Annotated in this window: 22 protein-coding genes; 2 read left to right on the forward strand and 20 right to left on the reverse strand. The window is 68.0% G+C overall.

Features of this window, described 5'->3' with window-relative positions; genetic code table 11:
* On the reverse strand, nt 1-372 hold the full coding sequence (locus V6U81_RS10530; protein WP_334487328.1) for a hypothetical protein: 372 nt from the start codon (nt 370-372) through the stop codon (nt 1-3).
* Nucleotides 373-522: 150 nt separating this feature from the next.
* Between V6U81_RS10530 and V6U81_RS10535 the strand changes: the two genes are divergently transcribed.
* A complete protein-coding gene (locus V6U81_RS10535; protein ID WP_334487329.1) occupies nt 523-1,239 on the forward strand; it encodes a TIGR02391 family protein in 717 nt (238 codons plus the stop codon).
* A 33-nt stretch (nt 1,240-1,272) separates the two neighbouring features.
* A complete protein-coding gene (locus V6U81_RS10540; RefSeq protein ID WP_334487331.1) occupies nt 1,273-1,881 on the forward strand; it encodes a hypothetical protein in 609 nt (202 codons plus the stop codon).
* A gap of 195 nt (nt 1,882-2,076) precedes the next feature.
* On the opposite strand, the gene V6U81_RS10545 is transcribed toward V6U81_RS10540, so the two are convergent.
* The 19 genes from V6U81_RS10545 to V6U81_RS10635 form a co-directional block, all read right to left on the reverse strand.
* Nucleotides 2,077-2,244, reverse strand: a complete 168-nt coding sequence (locus V6U81_RS10545) for a hypothetical protein (protein ID WP_334487333.1) — start codon at nt 2,242-2,244, stop codon at nt 2,077-2,079.
* 605 nt (nt 2,245-2,849) lie between these two features.
* Complete coding sequence (locus V6U81_RS10550; RefSeq protein ID WP_334487334.1) at nt 2,850-3,092, reverse strand: hypothetical protein; 243 nt, start codon at nt 3,090-3,092, stop codon at nt 2,850-2,852.
* Nucleotides 3,089-3,349 (reverse strand): hypothetical protein, encoded by a 261-nt coding sequence (locus V6U81_RS10555; RefSeq protein WP_334487336.1) that lies wholly within the window; start codon nt 3,347-3,349, stop codon nt 3,089-3,091. Before V6U81_RS10555 ends, V6U81_RS10550 begins: the two co-directional genes overlap by 4 nt.
* 171 nt (nt 3,350-3,520) lie before the next feature.
* On the reverse strand, nt 3,521-3,775 hold the full coding sequence (locus tag V6U81_RS10560; RefSeq protein WP_334487339.1) for a hypothetical protein: 255 nt from the start codon (nt 3,773-3,775) through the stop codon (nt 3,521-3,523).
* 14 nt (nt 3,776-3,789) lie between these two features.
* Nucleotides 3,790-5,052, reverse strand: a complete 1,263-nt coding sequence (locus tag V6U81_RS10565; protein ID WP_334487341.1) for a tyrosine-type recombinase/integrase — start codon at nt 5,050-5,052, stop codon at nt 3,790-3,792.
* Nucleotides 5,052-5,759, reverse strand: a complete 708-nt coding sequence (locus tag V6U81_RS10570; RefSeq protein WP_334487343.1) for a recombinase family protein — start codon at nt 5,757-5,759, stop codon at nt 5,052-5,054. Before V6U81_RS10570 ends, V6U81_RS10565 begins: the two co-directional genes overlap by 1 nt.
* Nucleotides 5,756-6,028: a hypothetical protein gene (locus tag V6U81_RS10575; RefSeq protein WP_334487345.1), complete on the reverse strand. Its 273-nt coding sequence runs from the start codon at nt 6,026-6,028 to the stop codon at nt 5,756-5,758. The genes V6U81_RS10570 and V6U81_RS10575 overlap by 4 nt, the downstream gene beginning before the upstream one ends.
* The gene (locus V6U81_RS10580) at nt 6,028-6,603 is read right to left on the reverse strand and encodes an HU family DNA-binding protein (protein WP_334487348.1); all 576 of its coding nucleotides are present in this window, start codon (nt 6,601-6,603) and stop codon (nt 6,028-6,030) included. Before V6U81_RS10580 ends, V6U81_RS10575 begins: the two co-directional genes overlap by 1 nt.
* 503 nt (nt 6,604-7,106) lie before the next feature.
* Nucleotides 7,107-7,658, reverse strand: a complete 552-nt coding sequence (locus V6U81_RS10585) for a hypothetical protein (protein ID WP_334487350.1) — start codon at nt 7,656-7,658, stop codon at nt 7,107-7,109.
* Between the two features lie 122 nt (nt 7,659-7,780).
* Nucleotides 7,781-8,920: an AAA family ATPase gene (locus tag V6U81_RS10590; protein ID WP_334487352.1), complete on the reverse strand. Its 1,140-nt coding sequence runs from the start codon at nt 8,918-8,920 to the stop codon at nt 7,781-7,783.
* Nucleotides 8,917-9,552, reverse strand: a complete 636-nt coding sequence (locus tag V6U81_RS10595; RefSeq protein WP_334487354.1) for a hypothetical protein — start codon at nt 9,550-9,552, stop codon at nt 8,917-8,919. Before V6U81_RS10595 ends, V6U81_RS10590 begins: the two co-directional genes overlap by 4 nt.
* Nucleotides 9,553-9,671: 119 nt before the next feature.
* Entirely contained in the window at nt 9,672-9,842 is a 171-nt protein-coding gene (locus V6U81_RS10600; RefSeq protein ID WP_334487356.1) for a hypothetical protein, read from the reverse strand.
* A 226-nt stretch (nt 9,843-10,068) separates the two neighbouring features.
* Entirely contained in the window at nt 10,069-10,419 is a 351-nt protein-coding gene (locus V6U81_RS10605) for a hypothetical protein (protein ID WP_334487358.1), read from the reverse strand.
* Nucleotides 10,420-10,504: 85 nt separating this feature from the next.
* The gene (locus V6U81_RS10610) at nt 10,505-11,071 is read right to left on the reverse strand and encodes a hypothetical protein (RefSeq protein WP_334487360.1); all 567 of its coding nucleotides are present in this window, start codon (nt 11,069-11,071) and stop codon (nt 10,505-10,507) included.
* An 11-nt stretch (nt 11,072-11,082) separates the two neighbouring features.
* Nucleotides 11,083-11,265, reverse strand: coding sequence for a hypothetical protein (locus tag V6U81_RS10615; RefSeq protein WP_334487362.1), 183 nt, complete (start codon nt 11,263-11,265; stop codon nt 11,083-11,085).
* A gap of 161 nt (nt 11,266-11,426) precedes the next feature.
* Entirely contained in the window at nt 11,427-11,651 is a 225-nt protein-coding gene (locus V6U81_RS10620) for a hypothetical protein (protein ID WP_334487364.1), read from the reverse strand.
* Nucleotides 11,652-11,889: 238 nt separating this feature from the next.
* Nucleotides 11,890-12,087, reverse strand: a complete 198-nt coding sequence (locus V6U81_RS10625) for a helix-turn-helix domain-containing protein (protein ID WP_334487366.1) — start codon at nt 12,085-12,087, stop codon at nt 11,890-11,892.
* A gap of 513 nt (nt 12,088-12,600) precedes the next feature.
* Nucleotides 12,601-13,806 carry a serine hydrolase domain-containing protein gene (locus V6U81_RS10630; protein ID WP_334487368.1) on the reverse strand — a complete coding sequence of 402 codons (1,206 nt, stop codon included), beginning with the start codon at nt 13,804-13,806 and terminating at the stop codon, nt 12,601-12,603.
* Nucleotides 13,807-14,351: 545 nt separating this feature from the next.
* On the reverse strand, nt 14,352-14,915 hold the full coding sequence (locus tag V6U81_RS10635) for a dihydrofolate reductase family protein (protein ID WP_334487370.1): 564 nt from the start codon (nt 14,913-14,915) through the stop codon (nt 14,352-14,354).
* Between the last annotated feature and the right edge of the window lie 415 nt (nt 14,916-15,330).

A 15,330-nucleotide genomic window follows, 5' to 3' on the forward strand; every position in this document is an offset into this window, starting at 1 on the left:
CTAGCTGCAGAAACGCTGATCGGCGCTGTTGGGCGACCGGGGCCGGACCCACCCGGAGCCCACCGCGTCAGCCGCGGCCAACCGCAGCAAGCGCCGCAGCAGGTGCACGGTGATGGCGGCCTGCCGGGTGCTCAGCACCACCACCGACAGCGGGTTCGGGTCCTTGGTGGGGTCTTGGTCGTAGCCCTCGATTGTCAACACAGGCAGGGCTAGCGGGTGGCTCGTCCGGCTCATCAGCAGCCGTACGTGCATGGCCTCGCCGTCCTCCGGCCGCAGCAGCACGGGCCGTGAGTCGTGGGTGCCAGCGGGGTCCGCAGCGGCGGTGCACTTCTGGCGGTCGCACCACTGAGGATGCGCAGGTACGTTGGTCATGGGCCGGGGCTCCTTCCCGGTCAAGGCCCCGTCCGGTGCAGCCACACCGCGTGCGGGGCCGCTTACATTGCGTGACCGCACCGTAGTCGCGCCAGCCGACGGCGAGCAAGGAAAGCGGCACTGTCGCAGGTGGCCCGTAGACTCCCGTCCATGCGCCCTGCTGTTGCAATTGAGGAGCTGGAGAAGCTCAAGAAGGAAGCCGCCGAGGCTGACCACTTCGCTCGGCGTGCGGGCTTCGATGCATGGAAGGCGCGGACGCGTGCCATCTTCGTCCGCACCCTCGGAGCGGACAACAATCTTGTGCAGCGCTTCGACAAGATCCGTTACAGCCTGGGCATCGTCACCGAGCGCACCACTCAGTCCGCCTTCGACCAGGCGACCCGCAGCGGAGTGAGAAGGGCGTGCGAGCTCATTGACGCCGCGATCTGGGAGCTCGGCCTCGTGGGCGGGGATGAGCCGGTGGACGAGCACGCCTACGACCCGGAGCTGTGGGCGCACGTCAAGACCGAGGTGGAAGACGGGGAGTGGGGCAAGGTCGCCAGCCAGACGGCGATCTTCGTCGAGAACCACATCCGGACGTGGGCGGGCAACCCGCAGGACGGCAAGGGCAACAACCTCGTTGGCAAGAACCTGTATCTGGATGTGTTCGGGGACGCCAGCGACTACCGGCTAGGCCGACAGGCCAGTGAGCGTGAGGGCTGGCGGTACCTCGGGATGGGCTTCGCCCAGGCGCTGAGCAACGTTGATCGGCACCGGATTCAGACGCGGGACGACGCCAAGCGGTATGCACTCGGCGTGCTCGGTTTGGGAAGCCTGCTCCTGACGCAGCTCCGGTACGAGCACGGCGACATCCTCAAGACCGAGTAGCGGGCGCTTGACCGGGCCGGAGACCATGTCGGCATGTCGTCCGGAACGCCCGTGTGGGCGGTGCTCATCGTCGCGGCATTTGGCGTCCTGGGAACGCTGGCGGCTGCGGTCACTACTCAGATCCTGAGCGGACGCCGTGAGGCCCGGCAGTGGGAGCGGCAGCGCGCCCACGAGCGGGAGCGGTGGGACCGAGAGCGCGACGAGCGGCGAGAACAGTGGGAGCGAGAAGACCACGCCCGGTGGCATCAGGAGCGGCTCCCCCTGTACACCGAAATCCTCAAGCGCATCGAGGAGTGGGACGAGGTCGTGAATCACGTGCTGCCCCGGCTGGACCCCGGCCCAGCCGTCGTGTCGGAAGAAGACCAGCACCTGCTCGGCGCGGCGCTGGCCCGAGTTGCCGATGCCGACAGAAAGCTCAGTCTCTTCGCCTCCAAGGAAACCGACCAAGCGGCCAGTCGCTTCTTCATGGACGCGATGTTCTGCCACATGCAGATAGGCGCTGGTGGGCTAGACGATCCAGAGCGGCTAAAGCAGGTGCGCTTCGAGGTGCGAGCGTTAGCAGACAGGCAGAGTGAGCTCCTGACGTCGATCCGCCGCGACCTGGGACTGCCGCCAGGACTAGAGACACGAAAGGTTTCGTAGCGGTCGGGGCCGCCACCCGAAGGCAGACGGCCCCGATACCTGCGGTTCGCGGGCAGGCGGTGTGCGGCGGGTAGGTTCGAGCGGCTGGGACGACGCCGGCTCCGGCCCGACGGCAGTTCTACCGCCGCGAGCCGGAGCCGACTCTGACGCTGGGCGTCAGCAATCAGGACCGTGACCCGTTCAGGTCATCGATCGTCAGGCGAGGCGGGTGAGCTCCCACGTCACGGCCTGACCGTTGTACGGCGGCATGACGTTGCCCCGCGCGATGGGCGCGGTCGTGGTCGGGTACCCCACGACCTTCCAGACACCGCTCTCCGGGCAGCGCTCGCCCGTCCGCGCCTGCGTTCCGATAGCTGCCGTCATGGCAACCCCTCCTCTTAAACGTTTGCGCCAAACGCCGAGAAGGACCAATCGCCCACACGGGACGACCGAAGCCTGTTACCGTAGCCGCCTCACTGCCAATGAGAACGGACCCCGGCTCGACGTCCAGACCTTCGGTCACGGAACGTCCGTGCTCGGGGTCTGCTTTTTGCGCAGGCACCTCGCGTTGACGTGCCGGGATCAGAGTCTAGGCGACCAGGCGACACTGATCTTGCGGTCACGGTGAGCAATGTGGACCGGCCCCCTGGGTGCCCATATCGTGAGATGTGCCTGAATCGATCTTCCATTGTTTGGACATACGTTCTAACGATTGAGATGAATGGGCGCTCGGGGCGCACGGGGCCAGAGCGGAGCCCTGAACAGGGCGTTTGTCCTCTGTGCTGGCTCTAGCTGGATGGGGGGCGCACATTGGAGTCAGTGGATACCGCCCAGTAACCTTGCAGTTCTGGACCGAGTCCAGAAAAGGCTCTCATCTTTACCTACTGTTCGCCGGATCGAAATGGGATCGCTCCCGCGAGTTGGGGCTTTGCGGCGAGTGGCCGCCAGCCCCGTCCCTCCGATCTCGCGCATGCTCCGCCTTGATGGCGTTACCGGCCGCCGCTTGACCCGTATACGGGCGGTTCGGGGTCGCCGGTCTCTCGTGCGGCTTCGCGTTCGGCTCGCGCCTGGCGCTCGTACGGCGTGGGCACGCCCGGGTCGTACTCGCTGGCGTACGGCCGACCGAACCGCCCGACGGCTGCGGCTAGCTCCTGGTCGCGCTGGGGCTTGGTCAGCGCCGCGTACCGCTCAGGGTCGGCACCCTTGAGGGCCTCCAGCTCCTCCGGGGTCACGCCTTCACCGCCCAGCGACCCTGCTGCCCGGCCGTGCCCTGCGGCACGTTCTGGATGAAGTGGTTGGCGGTGCCCCGGAGCTGCACCCGCAGGTCCACGACGCCGCCGCCGTACTCGAACATGACGACCGCCGGGAGCTTGTCGCCGGCCTTCGGCAGGACGCCGGGCTGCTGGCCACGAGCCCCGCCCGGGTTCCTCAGAGTGACGTTGTACGCCTGCGCGTCGTCGAAGGTGTAGTGCACGATGTCGCCGATCACGGCTGTCCTCCTATGTCCTTGCGCTTAGTGCCCCTTGTGCGGCACGTATAGAAGGCTATGGATGAAATGGGGTCGTCCAGTCGTCTTTTCTGGGCAGCAAGAAGGCCGCCCACCAGCGGCGGACGGCCTCGATGCCAACCCTTCGGGCGCTAGCCCGCCCTGCGCCTGCGTTCACGACGCCGCTTTCGCTTGCGCGGCCTTCCTCCGGCGCACGACCTGCCGCCGGAACTCGTCCATCGTCTGGAGTGCTACTTCGGCACCGGCCAGCCAACCCTCGTCGTCGGGTAGTTGGCTTACCGGGATGCCGTCGAGCTCAACGATGCCGTTGTCGTACGCCACCAGGCGCAGGGTCAGCACTAGCCCCTTATCCTTCGCAGTGGGCTTCACGTCCATCGACTCGCGGATGCGCTTCAGGCTTGCTCCCATGGGCTTCCTCCTCACTAGCCAGCTTGGCGGGTGCGGCGGTACGCGGCAAGGTCAACGACGCCGCCCGCTGTGGTCGACGCTGCGGGCTGAACAGGCGTGGGCTCGGCCGTGGCTGCCTGGCGTCGCCCCTCAGCCCGCAGCGCGGCGAAGGCGGCCGACACGTCGCTGCCCTGGTGGTCGAGCACATGCCCGTACACCTTCAGCGTGACCGACGGGTCGGCGTGCCCTAGCCGCTTGGCCGTGCGGACCGCGTCGCCAGTCAGCAGCAGGTACGCGCTGGCGTGGTAGTGCCGCAGGTCGTGGAACCGCACGCCGACCAGCCCGAGCGCGTCCACTGTCGGTCGCCATACCCGGTTGTTCCACGCGTTGTGCCGGTACGGCGTAGCCCCGTCACCGAACACGTAGTCATCCGGCCCCGTGCCCGCGACGTGGGCGGCGAGGCGCTGGCACAGGTCGGCGTTCAGCCCGTCCACCGTGCGGAGCCCGGCCTTGCTCTTCGGCGTGCCGATCCGCATCTCCCCGTTGATCTCCTGCGCGGTGGCCTCCACCCGCAGCAGACGACCGGCCGTGTCCAGGCACCGCACCCGCAGCCCGGCAAGCTCACCGGCCCGGCAGCCGCTCTCCACCGCCAACTCGACCAGCAGCCGCCAGCGGTCCGGGCGCGACCCGCGCGCGTCGGGCATGGCGGTGATGATGCGCTCCACGTCCGGTGGCTGTAGGACCACCGCCTCCCGCTTGGCGCGGAGCTTCGGCTTGGCCACCTCTCGCGCCGGGTTCGCCCGCAGGTAGCCGCTCCGCACCGCGTGGTCCAGCACGCACCGCAGCACGTGGAGGATGTGCCCGACGGTGCTAGGCGCGCGGCCGTCCATCACCTGCCCGATGAGCGTGGAGCACTCGGCGTAGCCGAGCCGACCGACCTGCACCCGGTGGAACGGCGCGAGGTAGTTGTGCAGGATCCGCGTGTAGCCGTAGCGGGTGGACGGCTTCAGCCCCTGGACGCGCGGGCTGGCGAGCCACGCCTGACCCACCTCCAGGAACCGCACCTCCCCGGCGCTCTTGGCGACGTACGCCCCGGCCTGCACGGCTGCCCGCGCGTCGACGCTGGCTCGGCGGGCCTCGTCCTTCGCCTCGTACGTGCCGACGTTGTGCAGCTTGCCCAACGCGTCCTTGACGCGCACCTCCCACCGCACCACCTGGCGGCCGTCGTCGTAGCGGCGGATTACCTTGCGGACGCCAGGTATCTCGGTCCCCTCGCGGGACACCTTCGGTCGTGCCATCACTTCTCCTTCGAACGCGATCGGCCGCCCGAACGCGATTGGCTGGCATCGCGGGCGGCTGCGGTGGCCAGGTCGATGGCGTAGCTGTTCAGCAGGCGTCGGACGGTGCTGTGCCGCCACGGACCACCGCCCACGGTCGGCACAGCGCGCCTAGACAGCTCGGCCGCTGCCCGGCGGTGGCTTAGCCCCTCTACACCCACCAGATCGGCCACCAGGGCCACCACGTCGGCCGGGTACTGCCGGGGCCGCCCCAGCCGTACGCCGTTGGCCCGCGCTGCGGCCAGGGCCTCGCGGGTGCGCTGGGCGATGATCTCCCGCTCCCACTCCGCTATCTGGGCCATCAGGCCGGCGACGAGCTTGCCGTTGGGCGTGCTGGTGTCCACGCCTAGGTCGAGCAGCACCACCGACCAGCCCTGCCGTTTCGCTGTCGCGAGGGTGTCCGCGAAGTCCACGACGCTGCGGCTCAGGCGGTCCAGCTTGGCCACCGCGAGCCCGGCGTGGGTGTGGGCGGCGAGCAGGGCCAGGGCCTCCCGCAGCGCGGGCCGGTCGAGGGAGGCCGCGGAATACCCGTCGTCCACCATCCACGTCAGCGACCAGCCGTGCCGGTCGCCGTGGTCCTGTATGCGGTTGCGCTGCGCGTCGAGGCCAAGGCCGCTGTCCGCCTGGCGGTCGGTGCTCACCCGCAGGTAGCCGATCATCGGAGTCATCGGCCTTCCTCCTTCGGGCGGTACACGGGCGGGTCCTCCAGGTACAGCGGGGCCACCTCCCACAGCGGCTCGTCCAGGTCAGCGCGGGCCACCTCGATACGCACCAGCCCGGCCGGGCCGTGGTCGGCGTCGTACTGCGGGCGCAGCAGGTACACCGCCACGCCCTCCGCCGTCTGATACCGCTTGTGCAGTTCCAGCCGCTCCCCGTCCAGGAGGACCACCGCGCCCACCGGGTAGGCGGCCAGGTCGTTAGTGCTGACCGTTGGCATCAGGCGTCCTCCCCGTCCTCGGCGCCGAACACGATCTCGGTCACGTCCTCCGCGTACAGGTCGTCGTGCAGGCCGTCCGTGATCTCGTCTATGAGCGCCAGGGTGTTCAGCGCCCGGCGCACGGTGGCCTTGCTGGTGCCGCAGTCCTCGGCAACCTGCCGCACGGTCGCGCCCTGGTCGACGCGCAGCCGGTACCACTCGGCGGTCTCCAGGGCCTCGCCGGCGAGCCAGGGCAGCCGCCGCATCGTGCCGCTGGCCCGCAGGCGGAACAGCTTGACGGTGCCAGCCGCGCACGCGGCGGCGAGCGGGCTCGGGCCGGTGGTGTCCTCCTCGTCGTGCCAGGCGTCGATGGCCTCGGCCATCTCCTCAGCCGTGGGCAGGGGCAGAGCGGGGCCTTCCTCCTCCGGAGCCGTCACGTTCAGGTCGACGTGCCCGAACGCCTCAGCGGGCGCAGGGGCCTCGGCGGGTGCCTGCTCGGCCGCCAGGGCTACCGGGGCCGGTTCGGGCGTCTGCGTCGGGATGGGGTCGGTTGCCTCGGTAACCGGGGCGGTGGTGTGGTCGGTGCTGGTGGACATGCTGGGCTCCTTGGCCTCCGTGGCGCTTGGTCAGCGCCGTGCATGACCAGTACATAGACGAATGTCGATGATGTTCAGGACATCAGCGAGATCCAGTCGGGCAATCTCCGCAAGCGCCGATCACCGGGAGCTCTAGGTAGCAGGACGAACAGACCTGGCGGATCGGCCTCCGGCTGCGCTCACGCTTCGGCTTGCGGACCGGGATCGCCTTCGGCTTGGCCGGGGCCGGGTCGGGCTTCGGTCTTGGTTTGGCCGCCTGGCACTGCGTAGCGGTAGTCGGAGCAGGTGTGGCACCACACCCGCTCTCCGCCTCGTGGCGGCACCTCGGCCCGGAAGGCGTGACCGCACATGAGCGGCGTAGCCCTGAGCCCCATGCATCTCCTCCTGACTACGCTGCGTGTGCGCCCTGTCGAACGCGATACGTCGGACTCGTGGGCGAGGGCGGTGGGGGCGGGCCAAGGATCCACTCAAAACCCGCCCCCTGCCGCAGCGTATGGAGGCCGCTAGTCCTCCGGTTCGTCTTCCTCGGGCAGGGCGTAGCGGTTGCGCCGCCAGGCGGGCGGCTCCTCGCCCTCCTCGCTGATGAGCGACACTTCCTCGACCACGTCCTCCCACCGCTTCGCTTCCAGTTCGATCTTGGAGCTAGGCCCGAGGCCGGCTCGGTCGAGGACCCCGAACCCGGCGCGGATGTGGTCACGGGGGTCCAGGCTGTCGTTATCGACGATCTTCTCCAGCCGGTCCAGCACCGGATCGACCATCGCGAGCAGCCGCCGGGCCGCAGCCTTGCGCGCGTCGGTCGTGCTGCCGCCGTGGGTGGCGCAGACGCCGCCGCCGGGGATCGGCCAGCGACGGCACGGGTCGCCGGTCTGGGAACTGCTCGCGTAGCAGCGCCCGCAGGTCGGGCAGGGCTGGCCCTTGGCGACCTTCTGGTGGTCCGTGCACATCTCCCGGCCCTTGCTGTCCAAGGGGACGCCGGATCCATGGGTGGACGATTCTGCGGGCGGTGGCACGGCAGCGAGGCGGGTACGCCTGCGCTTCCTTCCCTCGGTGGTCATCGATGCTCCTTTGTTCGTTTCCCAAGGCCAGCCCGCAGCCTGTCTGTGTATAGACACAGACAGACAGGCTTGCGGCGGCTTGTCTGTCTGGCGGGCAGACAGGCCCAGACAGACCAGACAAGCTAGGGGTAGATGCGTGTTTGTCCCGGCTTTAGCTCCACCGGATAGTGATGCTTGCTGTTGTTCTTGCCTGGCTCCACGCGGATCAGTTCAAGATCGATCGCCTTCTGAATGGCCTCGTTCTTGTACTTCGTGTCACCCGGTAGCCGCTTCCGCAGCTCACCGCTGTTGATGCCTGGCTCCGCCTCCACGGCGTTGACCACACTGGACACCAGGCCGTTGGAGCGCCCCTGTGAGCGGCTGACCATCGCAGCGACGTGCAGGGAGTTGTCCTCCTGAGAAAACCCGATCTGCCGCTCTGCCAGCGCCACGCCCCGACCGTCCGCCCGCAGGTACCGCTGTCCGTACTTCCGGCCGTCCTCCTTCACCTCGAACTGCTTCGTGTACAGCCACCGCACGTCGGCCCAGTCATCTACCGAGCTCGCGCCGCGTACGTGTTCGCCGCCCTCCTCGGCCTCGCCGCGCCCGGTGTGGGCGGGCAGCCACAGGTCCTGGACGCCGGACGCCTCCTTCAGCGGGTCCACGCAGTCGAGTAACCACATACGCGCTTCGCTGTTGTCGTTCTCGTTGCGTAGGCGGGCAGCCGCGCCGAACGGATCCAGGATCAGCCCGGTGCAGTCCCGCTCCGCCAGCCAGTCCGCCGCCCAATCGAACGCTCGCGGGCTGCGCAGGTCGAACCGCTTGCCGCGCAGGTGCAGCACGCAGATCCGCTCGGGATGCCGTAGGCCCAACGGCCGGGCGTAGTCCAGGAACTGCTGCTCAGTCAGCTCGTAGTTGAAGATGGCCAGGTTGCCGCCATCCGTGCTCATCTCGAACTCGTCAAGGAACGGTTCGTCATCGGCCCAACTGCGGGCCAGGTTGAGGATGAGCGTGGTCTTGCCGACCTTGTACTGAGCCGCGATCAGTCCGTTACCGCCGCGCGGGTGCAGCTCCTTGATCGTGTACTGCAAGGGCTCCTGCGGCTTGGCCAGCATCTCGGCCAGCGTGCCGCCCGAGTCCGGCGGGGTGAACTCCGCATCGGCCTTCTTCTCGTCGTGCTTGCTCCGCGCCCACTCCCGCGCCTCCAGTTGCTCCAGGGCGGCCTGACGCATCTTCCGGACGTGCGCCCGGCGGTCGGTCTTCGGAGTGATGGGCCGGGTCACAGCGCACCGACCCAGCCGTAGCCGTGCTGTGCGGCAATCTGCGCGCTGTGCTTGGCTGCCTGCTCCCGGAGCCACTTCTCGTTGATCACACGCCAGTCCCTGCGCCCGAGCCCGGCCGCGTAGTGGTCAGCCAGGTCGTTACCGGCGGGGCTGTGCAGGACCTTGATCTGCTCGCGAGCGAGCCCGGCGTACAGCATCAGCCCGTCCAGGCGGCAGGCCGCGTCGTAGTAGCCGGGTACGTCTCGGTCGGCCACCACATACACGCGGGCTGCGCCCGTGAGCCAGCGGCACTGCTCGGGGAAGACCTTGCCCGCCCCGCCGTGGTGGCTGGTGGCGATGAGCCCGTGCCCGCGCGCTACCTCGGCGTCCTTCTCGCCCTCCACCCACCAGATCGCCCGACCCTGCCGGACCGCACGCAGCACGTCGGGCAGCCGGTACAGGTACGCGTCGGCGTTCCATGGCTTGCGCGGCGACCACGAGTACTCCCCGCGCGGCTGCCGGTAGAACAGCTCCTTGTCCCGGCCGTCGCCTTCGACCAGGCGGTACCGCAACTTCTGAAAGATCAGCTCGCCGTGCTCGTTGTGGAAGTCGTAGGCGCAGACGAACTCCAGCAGCCGCCCGCGTCGCTTCATCCTCTGGGGAGGGGCGAGGCGGGGAATTGGACCAGAGCCGCGCCACTCGGCGGCGCTATGCTGTGTCACGGATACCTTCTTTCTGTCCGGGCCGGTCCGCCACAGACCGGCCCTGACGCTTACTTGTCGCGGTCAGGTGAGCCCTGTTCGCTGCTGCGCTTGGCCCGAGCCCGACGCCGCCCCTCGGCCAGGGCGCGACCCTGTGCCGCACGCTGCTCCGGGGTGGCCTTAGCCCAGCGCTTCTGCGCGAGGTACCGACCAACGTCGCTCGGGTTGATCTGCTGTTCCATCGCTTCTCCTCAATGCGTGGAGCTTGCTGCAAATAGGCTATAGAGCCCGCAGCCCTGTTCTTCCGTCTATTCCTGCGAGCGCCATTCGCGGGATTCGCATTCTGATGGCCATTCGGGTTCACCACCCGGTTACGCTGCACCTGCACGGCAGCCCACCTTCCTTCCGTCTCCTGCCGTCGAGTCAGGGCGCGGTTTGCTCACAAGGCATTCCGCGCCCTGACGACGATTACTCGCAGGTGCCGCACTTATCGACGCGCACCACGACCAGGCCGTTGTTCGGGTCGTTCAGAACGTCGCAGAGGAAGCCGTCCACCACTTCCCAGCGCCGGTCGTTGTGGCGGGGCAGCTCGTCGAACGCGCGCCAGGCGACCTTGACCCGCAGGCTGTGGAACTCCATCACGCGGCCCCATCCCTTGCTGCGCTGGTCGTTGATCCAGCGCTGAATGGTGCGACCGTGGGAGCAGGCGCGGTCGGCGGTGGTGTTCACCGCCACGCCCCACTCGTGCTGCTCGGTGCGGATCTGTTCTGGGCTCCATTCGATCCGGTTGGTGGCCGGGCTCAGGGCTACAATGGACATTGCGTATCTCCTTGGGTGAGAACCGTGCCGGATAGGCGGGGAGAGTCGGGTGAGCCAGTCCCGGCCCTCTCCGCCTTTCTGCTGATCAGATGCCTTCGAAGACCGCCTTGCGCGGCAGCTTCCTGAACGCCTGGTGCGTGGTGTCCATGTACCGATGCGGGTGCGCGAGCTTGAGCTCGCTGAGCCGGGTGGCGGCGGCCAGTTCCGCGCGCCGCTGGCGCACCGCCGCGATCTGCTGGTGGATGGCGTCGAGCTTGCTCAGCGCCTGCGCGGTGGTGAGGTTGCGCGCCTTGATCTCGCCGGCCAGGCTGTCCAGCTTCCGGAGCATGGTGTGGGTGCCCTCGCGCAGCGTGTCGGCGGTGGCGCAGTGCTCCTCCACCTCGCGGGTCACGGCCTCGGTGACCTGCTTCTTCTCCCACGCGTTGTACTCGTCGCGCTGCTGCTCCAGCCACTTGACCGTCGCGGCCGGGTGCACGTTCTGCATCTGCCGGTCGAACTCCCGGTCCGCGTGGCTGCGGTAGTCCTCGGCCTCCGCCTCCACCCGGTCAACCGGCACGCCGAGGAGGACCTTGGCGCTCTGGTCCAGGTCGACTGCGGGGTTGATGTCCCTGGTGCTGTCTGCTCCCGTCGGAGCGGTTCCCTTGGTGAACATGCCTTGTCCTCTCAGATCGCTCGGCGGCCGTAGCGCGACAGCAGCTTGGCCGCGTCGGTGTCGGTCGTGGCCCGCAGTGCGCCGAGCTCCCGCTCCCGCTGGTGCAGTGCGATCAGCTCGTCCTCAACCTTCTTGGCCCGCTCCTCCAGCGCGGCCAGGTTGCTGTCCAGCGCCTCGATGTTCGGCTTCTTCATTCGCGTGATCCCTCCCTTGTGTCTGACGACGTAATAGCCGTCATCCCTGCCCCACGGGTCCCGGCCCTCTTCCAGGCACCGGCGGTGGTGCTGTAACCATTCCGAGTCGCGCCACGGGTCCCGGCCCTGCGCAAGGCACCGATCCCATATTTGGCGACTCATCAGCCCTCCCGCTGCGCGGCGTCGCGGGCCGCGAACTCCTCGAAGGCGAGCTTGGTGGCCTGGTCGAAGTGCTCGATGGACTTCTGGATGGCCCCGCGCGCCACGTCCTGCGGCTTGACGCCGAAGAACTCGGCCATCCGCATCAAGAACTCGTGCGAGTCGTCATCCAGCGACAGGAACATCTGATGCGGAAACTGCTTCGGCGGCCCCGGCCTGCGCCTCATTGCTGCCCTCCTTAATCGCCTATTTGGTTCCCTGTCAACTGCCTATGCGAATAGCTTGCAGAAGTTGGCGGCCTCTGGCGCATCTTTCTTTCCGGGCTGGAATTGGGCGTGCTTCATCGTCGCCCCACGGCCAATTAGCGACCGTGGGGACGGCGGTATAGGGAGGCGGTTCTATGGCGTAGACGGGCCAGCACCAAGGCCAGGGCCAGTGGCCCTATCTAGCCCGGTGGCCGAGCCCTCACGCTGCCTGTTGGCCCGCTGCGGCTGCCGCGCGCACCTGCGCCACGTAGGCGTCTAGGTCCTCGCGGGCGACCCGGATCTGATAGCCCACCTTGCAGCCGGGCAGGTCGCCGCGCCGGACGAGCCGGCGAGCGGTGGAAATGCTGACGTTGAGCTCGTCGGCTACCTGGCCGAGCTTGAGCATCACCCTTGCCATCTGTTCTCCTCCCGGCGGACGGGAGCCCAGAGACGACAAAGCACCGACGCAGGGCTCCTCCGCCAACGAATGACGGTTGACCCCGCTCGGTGCCCCCGCACATGATCCCGGTGCGGCCCAGCCGAGAGGACGCCAGCCATAGCCGGTTGTCGCTCGTGGCGACACTCTTCCTGGCGTCTCGGGTGTTGCTGCCACGAGGGTACGCGTGGCCACGGCTGCCGAACAAGTTGAAGAGAAGAGTGGACCCGCCGCGCTCGCCGGCCCCACCCCGGCCCCACCCGTGTCACTGGTAGCCGCCTGTGGTCAGGAGCGTTCAACCGCGCCGTTTCGCCTGGTCAGACGGCAGATTTGGTCACCGATGGTAACGGCTGACGCGGCTGAATTCCGCCTTCTAATCCCAAGGCCGCAGGTTCGAATCCTGCCGGGCGCACCTTCGTCACCGCAGGTCAGCGGCTTGGCGCGCACGGCCCCGTCGATCACCAGGATTCCCGTACAGCCATTCGTACAGCCAAGTCAGCCGAATAGGTGCTTCGCGGCCTCGTCCACGGCGGCCCGCTCGATATCTGGCAGGACGTGGGCGTACGTGTTCATCGTCAACCCGATCTGGCTGTGCCCGAGCAGCCTCTGGTCGCCCGCGTGCGCCCGCTGCATGATGAAGATCGTCGTCATGTCCTCGGCGGGATCGTTGTACCAGGCGGTGCCATAGAAGCCGGGCCATCCGTAGCTGCCGACCGAGGGGCCGAGGTGCGTGCGGCGGGTGCGGACCGACATTCCGAAACCCCAGCCCATGGCGTCGAAGTATCCGGGCCAGAACCCGGAGACCGTCTTCTGCGCCGGGGTCAGGTGGTCGCTCGTCATCAGGGTCACCGACGGCCGCGAGAGCACCCGCTCGCCACGGTGGGCGCCGCCTGCGAGCAGAGCCGAGGCGAAGGCGAGGTAGTCGTAGGCGGTCGAAACGAGCCCGCCGCCACCTGATTCGAACACTCGTGGCCGGCTGAACCGCCCGTCGGGGCCGTCCTCGACCACCTGCTCACCGGTGGCCGCGTTGTCGCGCTCGTACGCCGTCGCCAACCGGCCGATGCTCTCGCCGCCCACACTGAAGGCGGTGTCCTTCATCCCGAGCGGATCGCAGATCCGCTCGCGCAGGGCGTCCCCGAACGACATGCCGGCGGCCCGGGCGATGAGCACACCCGTCACGTTGGCGGCGGTGTCGTACATCCAGCGCTCACCGGGCTGGTGGACGAGCGGAAGCGCGCCGAGCTGGCGGATCCACTCGTCCGGCGACGGCGCACTGAGCGCGTCCAGCGCGTCGGCGATCGGGACCGTTCCCGGCTCGGCGGGGACCATGCCGGTGCCGAGGGTGCCGGTCAGCAGATCCCGTAGCGTTATCGGGCGTTTCGCCGGGACGGTGTCTTCCAGTGGCCCGTGGGGATCGGCGAGCACGGTCATGTCCGCCAGCTCCGGGAGGAGGTCATCGACCGGGTCATCGAGGCGGAGGGTGCAGTCCTCGACGAGCGTCATCGCACCCGCGGCGACGACCGGCTTCGTCATCGAGCCCATGCGACAGATCGTGTCGCCCGCCATCGGCGTCTGCGATCCTGCGCCCTCGAACGCGAGATTGCCCGTTGCTTCGATGTGCACCTCGCCGTGCCGGGCGAGGACAGCCACCACACCCGGGACGAAGCCGGACTCGACGTGACGCTCAAGCAGCTCCCGCACTCGAGCCAGCCGTTTCGACGAGAAGCCACCAGCAGTCACCTGTCTCCTCCTCATCTCGTCCGTTCGCAAGTTACACGTTGCGCGACGACCGCACGTTTCCCGAGGACGTCGAGGAAGAGACCCCGTCCGAGCAGTACCGGCACTTCACAGTTGAGGGTGCAGCGCGGGCTGGTGGGTCGGTGGCGGTGCAGCGGTCGAGGCCCCCTGAAGATGGCGCTGCCCGGTATTGTCCCCACGCACAGCATCAACGGCACTCGCTACATCAACGGTGGCGTGCGCTCCCCCCGACAACGCCAACCTTGCCTCGGGCTATGCGAACGTCGTGGTGCTCTCGCGGCCTGCGCAAGCAGGGCAGGCGCGTCGAGGTGATCACACCGGACGCCGATTCCCGAGCCGCAGCGAGGACACTCCAGGCCATCAGTGGCCGAGCGATCCCGCGAGAGGGGGAGGAATGGCGAGTCACACCTCATCGCAGCGAACAGCTCGACCTTGCTCCGGGGCATACTGCCGCTCCCTCAGACAAGCCCCTCGCGAAGGAATCGCGCTCAGCGCCTCGTCTCGTACCTGGTCAAGACCACGCCGCCGGGGAACGTCCGCGTCTCCACCAGGTTCAGGTTCACCCAGCTTTCCAGCGCGATGAAGAACGGTGTGCCGCCGCCCACGAGGACCGGATGGGTGACGATCTCGTACTCGTCGATCAGCCCGGCCCGCATGACCGCCCCGGCGAGCGTTGCGCCACCGACCCTCATCGGCCCGCCGTCCTCGGCCTTGAGCCGGGTGATCTCGGCGATCGCGTCGCCGGTGACCAGGCGAGTGTTCCAGTCGACCTTGTCGATCGTTGAGGAGAACACCACCTTCGGGGTGTCCCGCCAGTTCCGCGCGAACTCGATCTGCGCCGGGGTGGCGCCCGGCTGCTGGTCGCCGGTCGGCCAGTAGGCGCTCATGGTCTCCCACAGTTGGCGCCCATACAGAAACAGGCTGATCACCCGCTCTTGATCGAGCCACCACTGGAACAGCTCATCGCTCGGCCCGCTCCAGCCGAGGTCGTCGCCGGGCGCGGAAATGTAGCCGTCCAGGGTCAGGTTCATGCCGTAGATCAGTTTCCGCATAGCGCCATGCCTTCCGTCAGTCGGTCTCGGAAGACTAGACCAGTCGAGCGGAGGAAACTGATCGGTGCGCAATCTGTTCATACGGACCGGCTCCTGACCCTCGCTCAAGACTTCCAAGCCGCTCGTCCCGTACACCTTGGTTCGTGCCATTAGCGTGCCATTAGGGCGGGTAAACCACGGTCACTCGCGGGCATTGGTCGAGGCACTTACACGCGGCGAAAGTGCCTTCATGATGGCTTCGTTCGATTTCCCAAGCTGACAGTTTGGGAGCCACGTGTGGGGGCCACCGGGCGGACTGGACCGAACGGGACGGGACCGATCGAGTTGCCGAGGGGTCGAGGACCAGGACCAACCAGGACCAGGTGGATGGTGCCAGACGGCTTAGACATGGTCTTGGGAATCTACGGATCAGATG

The organism is Micromonospora lacuserhaii (assembly GCF_036902735.1).
Lineage (GTDB): Bacteria > Actinomycetota > Actinomycetes > Mycobacteriales > Micromonosporaceae > Micromonospora.

Excerpts from the sequence above, each read along its gene's own strand:
- V6U81_RS10530 (WP_334487328.1), bottom strand. The coding sequence starts at position 372 with ATGACCAACGTACCTGCGCATCCTCAGTGGTGCGACCGCCAGAAGTGC.
- V6U81_RS10535 (WP_334487329.1), top strand. The coding sequence starts at position 523 with ATGCGCCCTGCTGTTGCAATTGAGGAGCTGGAGAAGCTCAAGAAGGAA.
- V6U81_RS10540 (WP_334487331.1), top strand. The coding sequence starts at position 1,273 with ATGTCGTCCGGAACGCCCGTGTGGGCGGTGCTCATCGTCGCGGCATTT.
- V6U81_RS10545 (WP_334487333.1), bottom strand. The coding sequence starts at position 2,244 with ATGACGGCAGCTATCGGAACGCAGGCGCGGACGGGCGAGCGCTGCCCG.
- V6U81_RS10560 (WP_334487339.1), bottom strand. The coding sequence starts at position 3,775 with ATGGGAGCAAGCCTGAAGCGCATCCGCGAGTCGATGGACGTGAAGCCC.
- V6U81_RS10565 (WP_334487341.1), bottom strand. The coding sequence starts at position 5,052 with ATGGCACGACCGAAGGTGTCCCGCGAGGGGACCGAGATACCTGGCGTC.
- V6U81_RS10570 (WP_334487343.1), bottom strand. The coding sequence starts at position 5,759 with ATGACTCCGATGATCGGCTACCTGCGGGTGAGCACCGACCGCCAGGCG.
- V6U81_RS10575 (WP_334487345.1), bottom strand. The coding sequence starts at position 6,028 with ATGCCAACGGTCAGCACTAACGACCTGGCCGCCTACCCGGTGGGCGCG.
- V6U81_RS10580 (WP_334487348.1), bottom strand. The coding sequence starts at position 6,603 with ATGTCCACCAGCACCGACCACACCACCGCCCCGGTTACCGAGGCAACC.
- V6U81_RS10585 (WP_334487350.1), bottom strand. The coding sequence starts at position 7,658 with ATGACCACCGAGGGAAGGAAGCGCAGGCGTACCCGCCTCGCTGCCGTG.
- V6U81_RS10595 (WP_334487354.1), bottom strand. The coding sequence starts at position 9,552 with ATGAAGCGACGCGGGCGGCTGCTGGAGTTCGTCTGCGCCTACGACTTC.
- V6U81_RS10600 (WP_334487356.1), bottom strand. The coding sequence starts at position 9,842 with ATGGAACAGCAGATCAACCCGAGCGACGTTGGTCGGTACCTCGCGCAG.
- V6U81_RS10605 (WP_334487358.1), bottom strand. The coding sequence starts at position 10,419 with ATGTCCATTGTAGCCCTGAGCCCGGCCACCAACCGGATCGAATGGAGC.
- V6U81_RS10610 (WP_334487360.1), bottom strand. The coding sequence starts at position 11,071 with ATGTTCACCAAGGGAACCGCTCCGACGGGAGCAGACAGCACCAGGGAC.
- V6U81_RS10615 (WP_334487362.1), bottom strand. The coding sequence starts at position 11,265 with ATGAAGAAGCCGAACATCGAGGCGCTGGACAGCAACCTGGCCGCGCTG.
- V6U81_RS10620 (WP_334487364.1), bottom strand. The coding sequence starts at position 11,651 with ATGAGGCGCAGGCCGGGGCCGCCGAAGCAGTTTCCGCATCAGATGTTC.
- V6U81_RS10625 (WP_334487366.1), bottom strand. The coding sequence starts at position 12,087 with ATGGCAAGGGTGATGCTCAAGCTCGGCCAGGTAGCCGACGAGCTCAAC.
- V6U81_RS10635 (WP_334487370.1), bottom strand. The coding sequence starts at position 14,915 with ATGCGGAAACTGATCTACGGCATGAACCTGACCCTGGACGGCTACATT.